1 protein-coding gene is annotated in these 709 nt (G+C 49.8%); it reads left to right on the forward strand.

The features are described 5' to 3' along the window. On the forward strand, positions 1 to 616 hold a 616-nt coding region (locus PORUE0001_RS01315; RefSeq protein ID WP_007364647.1), incomplete at its 5' end, for an integrase core domain-containing protein. Positions 617 to 709: the final 93 nt, after the last annotated feature.

Below are 709 nucleotides of genomic sequence, written 5' to 3' on the forward strand. Positions count from 1 at the left end.
CTTCGCATATCTCTCCCTGACGATGGATGCTTATAGCCGCATCATCACCGGCTTTGACCTGCAGCCCACGCTCTCCACAGAGGGCCCCTACAACGCACTAAAACAGACCGTTGACTTCTACCAAAAGCATGGCTTTGACCTCAAAGGACTCATCTTCCATAGCGACCGAGGCTGTCAATACGTCTCCAAGCAGATGACCGACTACGAGGCCAGCCTAGGCATCGTAACCAGCGTCACCCAGACAGGCAACCCTCTCCACAACGCTATGGCAGAGCGACTTAACGGGATCATCAAGAACGACTGGCTCTACAACTTTGAGGACAAACCCATAGAAGAAGTTCGAGAGATCCTCTCGCAAACGATTGCTCTCTATAACACAGCGCGTCCTCATCGAGCCCTCAACAAGAAGACTCCGATGCAGATGCTCATACCAGATTACCCCAACCCTCTAACCACACAACCATCTAAGAAACAGATTTCTAAGAACAATTCACCAAAAGCTCCGAGCCTCAAAGCTCCGAGCCCATGCCGCTTAACTCCCAACAAAGAGCTATCTTTGTGTACCTCCGCAGTAAAAACGACCACAAGTCGTGTACCCCAGCAGGAGCAAAACTAACAGATGAGTACACTCACAGGACTAACAAAAATAACCCGTGTACCATCTCAGTAACACCTTCCCAACTGTGTACTTTTTTCAGGAAGAGGACAG

The organism is Porphyromonas uenonis 60-3 (assembly GCF_000174775.1).
Lineage (GTDB): Bacteria > Bacteroidota > Bacteroidia > Bacteroidales > Porphyromonadaceae > Porphyromonas > Porphyromonas uenonis_A.